Origin of the sequence: Streptomyces blattellae (assembly GCF_009709555.1) — a bacterium.
Taxonomy (GTDB): domain Bacteria; phylum Actinomycetota; class Actinomycetes; order Streptomycetales; family Streptomycetaceae; genus Streptomyces; species Streptomyces blattellae.
Genome location: NZ_WJBG01000128.1, coordinates 1 through 3,884 on the forward strand (window position 1 = coordinate 1; position 3,884 = coordinate 3,884).

The 3,884-nt window shown below is 68.3% G+C and carries 5 protein-coding genes; 2 read left to right on the plus strand and 3 right to left on the minus strand.

The genetic code is table 11. From position 1 onward, the window contains the following. Window positions 1-1,338: IS66 family transposase (tnpC, locus tag GFH49_RS12680; protein WP_155055706.1), on the minus strand; the 1,338-nt coding region annotated here is incomplete at its 3' end. Window positions 1,339-1,409: 71 nt separating this feature from the next. Between tnpC and GFH49_RS12685 the strand changes: the two genes are divergently transcribed. Continuing rightward, window positions 1,410-1,601, plus strand: coding sequence for a hypothetical protein (locus GFH49_RS12685; protein ID WP_230396261.1), 192 nt, complete (start codon window positions 1,410-1,412; stop codon window positions 1,599-1,601). A 41-nt stretch (window positions 1,602-1,642) separates the two neighbouring features. Here GFH49_RS12685 and GFH49_RS12690 read toward each other — a convergent pair whose 3' ends face one another. Next, on the minus strand, window positions 1,643-2,089 hold the full coding sequence (locus tag GFH49_RS12690; protein WP_155055960.1) for a GlcG/HbpS family heme-binding protein: 447 nt from the start codon (window positions 2,087-2,089) through the stop codon (window positions 1,643-1,645). 70 nt (window positions 2,090-2,159) lie between these two features. Here GFH49_RS12690 and GFH49_RS12695 point away from each other — a divergent pair, with 70 nt between their 5' ends. Next, window positions 2,160-2,528 (plus strand): hypothetical protein, encoded by a 369-nt coding sequence (locus GFH49_RS12695; RefSeq protein ID WP_230396262.1) that lies wholly within the window; start codon window positions 2,160-2,162, stop codon window positions 2,526-2,528. Here the strand turns inward: GFH49_RS12695 and GFH49_RS12700 are convergent. Then, complete coding sequence (locus tag GFH49_RS12700; protein ID WP_155055961.1) at window positions 2,496-3,737, minus strand: IS256 family transposase; 1,242 nt, start codon at window positions 3,735-3,737, stop codon at window positions 2,496-2,498. The two genes, GFH49_RS12695 and GFH49_RS12700, sit on opposite strands and share 33 nt — an antisense overlap. Between the last annotated feature and the right edge of the window lie 147 nt (window positions 3,738-3,884).

A 3,884-nucleotide genomic window follows, 5' to 3' on the forward strand; every position in this document is an offset into this window, starting at 1 on the left:
CGCCCCGGTCAGTCCGCGCCAGCACCCGCTGACCTTCATCTTGACCTTGATATCCCGCAGGGCCTGTTCGGATGCGTTGTTGGTCCAGGCGAGCCCGGGGGTGAAGTCCCAGGTGAAGCGGAGGACTTGTTGGGCCCTGTCGACGAGGCGCTCGGCGAGTTGGCGGGCCTTGGGCTTCTTCCCGCTGCTGTGCGGGTTGACGCTGATCCCGCACCGGGCGGCGTTCAGGAACTCCTTCTCGATCCGGGCGTGTTCGCTCTCGTGCAGCGTGGTGTGCCTGGCGGCGTGGGCCTGCTCGACCGTCTTCCCGGCCTCGCGCAGGATCCGCTGGGCGGCCCTCGCCCAGGCCGCGTGCTCCTCGTCGGGCGCGTTGTCGATGACGCCCTGAAGGTCGCGCAGCAGGTGCGCGCAGCACAGCTGCACCCCCGCCAGGTGGGCGTCGTACTTGTGGTAACCGACGTAGTCGTCCCGGATGAGCACGCCACCGTAGCCGGGCAGGATTCCGAAGCCGTCCAGCGCGGCGTGGCCGCGATTGTCCGCGGCCCCGTACCAGGTCAGGCCGGTGGAGCGGACGGTATAGGCGTAGCCGCGCTCGCCCGCCAGACTGATCGGGGACTCGTCCGCGCCCAGTACCTCCGAGGCGCGCAGGGCCTGCTTCAGCTCCGCTTCGAACCGGTCGAGCGGCGCGTCCAGCCTCGACAGGCAGCGGTCGACGAACCCGGTAGAGACCTCGACGTCCAGCAGTCCGGCAATGAGCTTAGCGGTGCGCTCGGTGCTGATCTGCCCCTCCGCGGCCAGCAGCGTCACGAAGGCCCGCAGGTTCGGCCCGTAGCAGGTCGGACCACTGATCCCCGGGGGCGCGTCCGCACAGGTCACCACCCCGCACCGGCAGCGGCGCCGGACCAGGCGCACCTCGGTGACGCACCGCTCGATCAGCGGGATGTCGAAGACCTGGACCGCCCGGAATCCCTCCTGCGCCGCACCGGACAACGGGCTGTTGCAGCCGGCGCATTCGGCCGGCTCGACCCGCTCCACACGGTCGGGGTCCGCAACCGGCTGCAACGAGCGGCCCGCGCGCCCTGGCTGTCCACCCGGCTTACGGTCCTTCGACCGCTCACGCTGCGACCGCGTCGCCTTCTTCTCCAGCCCGTCCGACGACGGCGGCTTGCTGCTGTTGGTGGAGTCCATCCCCAGCCGACGCTTCAACTCCGCGTTCTCCGCCCGCAGCCCAGCGACCTCGGTCTTCAGCTCGGTGATCTCGGCTCGCAGCTCATCGATCACACGGGCCTGCACAGCGACCAGCGCGGCAAGCTCCTCGTACGACGGCCCCTGCGACACGACCAGAAACCTACAAGATCGTCAGATCGCAGAGATCACCGGGCCCCACCGCAGGTCAGCACCACCCGTGAATGGACACCGTGCAGGCCCTCTCCCGGCACGCCGAGTTCTCCGAGACCTGGGACACCTACGCCCACCCTCCCCTCGCTGTGGAGGAGGTCACGGTCACCGACTTCGGAGCCGCCTTCTCACACATCGACGCACCGACGCGTGGGCCGCGAAACAGGGCCCCCTTTGCTGCTCCGGGGTCGGACGTGGCCTGACAACCGTGTTTCCCAGCCGGCTGACCTCCGCAAACCGACACCTACGCCGCCTGTTCGTCCGCGCCCGTCTCCGATAGGAGGCCCACGGCCCGGATGCCGGCGACCGCCGCACGTTCGTCGTTGAGTGAGGTGTCGCCGGGCACGCCGACCGCGCCCAGCAGGTGGCCCTGCTCGTCCCGTACGAACACACCGCCCGGCACGGACAGCACACGGCCGCCGGCCAGGGCCGCGATCGAGGTGAAGAACTCGGGTGCAGCGGCGTCACGCCTGCCGATCTCGCGGTTGTTGATGCCGAGCCCGAGGACGCCCCACGCCTTGGCGACGGCGATGTCCGGCCGCAGCAGTCCGGCACCGTCCTCGCGTGCCAGGGTCACGAGGGTGCCACCGGGATCGAGGACGGCGAAGGTGAGCGGCTCCAGTTTCTCCTCGCGGGCGAAGTCAAGGCCTGCCTGCACGATCCGGTGTGCCTGGGCCAGGGTGATGCTCATCTGCGTTCCTTTCCCGTGTGGTTGATCGCGTTCGGTAGGAGTTGCTTCGGTGGGAGTTACGGAGCACCCCATGCCCGATCTCTCGCGCCACGCTCGTCAACTGCGTGAACTGGCTGACGCTCTCGACGCCCAATCCGACCTGACCGACGACCCGTTGGCGCCTCATCCGGACACGTTGGAGGTCATCAACGGCAGCCATACCAGTCGCGGGCAAATCAACTACGCCGTCCCCGACGCTCTTCAACTCCAGCGGCGCATCCGCCGCTACCACGCGGACCACGGTGTCCAGCACGGCGACATCGTCGCAATAGCGCTCGACGCGTTCCTTCGTGCCAAGGGCTACCCACCCGACCTCCCCTCGACCAAAGCCGAAGCAGGGTCGTGTCCCTTCCCGTGGTGTAGCCGATCATCCGGCGGTCGTGTTGGTGGTGTTGGGTAGCGCGGGGGCGCTTTCGGGGCGCTCGGCGGGGTAGAGCTGGTCCATGCTTCCCTCGGGGAGGTAGCGGCGGGGGAAGGCGATCCACTCGTCGTGCAGTTCGAAGAGCACGGCGGTGACCAGCCGTAGGAGCGCGTCATCGTTGGGGAAGACCTGGACGACGTCGGTGCGGCGCTTGACCTCGCGGTTGATCCGCTCCAGCGGGTTGGTGGACTGGATCTTCTTCCAATGTCGCTCCGGGAAGGCGGCGAAGGCGGTCAGGTCGTCCTTCGCTTTCAGCAGCATCTCCTTGACCTTCGGGAACTGCTTGCCGAGCATGTCGGCGACGCTGTCGAGCTGGGTGCGGACCGCGTCGGCGGTGGGCTGAGCGAAGATCGTGCGGATCGTCGCGGCGACCATCTCCGCCGCATCCTTGTTGATCACGCTGAACACGTTGCGCAGGAAGTGAACACGACAGCGCTGGTAGGCGGCCCCGAGCATGACCTTGCGGATGGCCTTGACCAGCCCCAAGTGGTGGTCGCCGATCACGAGCCGGACCCCGGTCAGACCGCGTTCGCGCAGGTGGCGCAGGAACTCGGTCCAGAACACTTCGGTCTCGCTGTCGCCGACCATCACGCCCAGCACCTCCCGGCCGCCGTCCTCGGTGATCCCGGTGGCGATGACCACGGCCCGGGAGACGATCTGGTGCTCGACCCTGGCCTTGCAGTAGGTCGCGTCCAGGTACACGTACGGGAACCGGAGGTGGTCCAGGGGACGGGTACGGAACGCGGTCAGTTGGCCGTCCAGGTCCTGGCAGATCCGTGAGACCTCGCTCTTGGATATCCCGGTGTCCGCGCCGAGGGCCTTGACCAGGTCGTCGACCGACCGCGTGGACACGCCGTGGACGTAGGCCTCCATGATGACCGCATACAGAGCCTGGTCGATGCGGCGGCGTCGCTCCAGCAGCGCGGGGAAGAAGCTCCCCGACCGCAGCTTGGGGATCGCCAGGTCCAGGTCGCCGGCCTGGGTGCTGATCGTCTTGTCGCGGTGGCCGTTGCGAAGCGCGGTGCGCGTCTCGGTGTGCTCGTTCCACTCCGCGCCGATCCGGGCTGTGGCCTCGGCCTCGATCAGTTCCTGGAGCATCCGCTCGGCCACACCGCGGACGAGTTCGAGCCCGTCCGCCGAACGTAGTGACTCCAACAACCGGAGTAGGTCATGCTGAGACAGGGCCACCCTGCACCTCCCGCGTTGAACTGGCCGTTCATTACGGAGAGTTGCACGGTGGCCCGCCCTACGGGCAGGGAGCGGAAGCCACGTCGACACACGCCCCCGGCGCACTCCCTAACCGTGATCGGCTACACCACGACAAGGGACGCCATC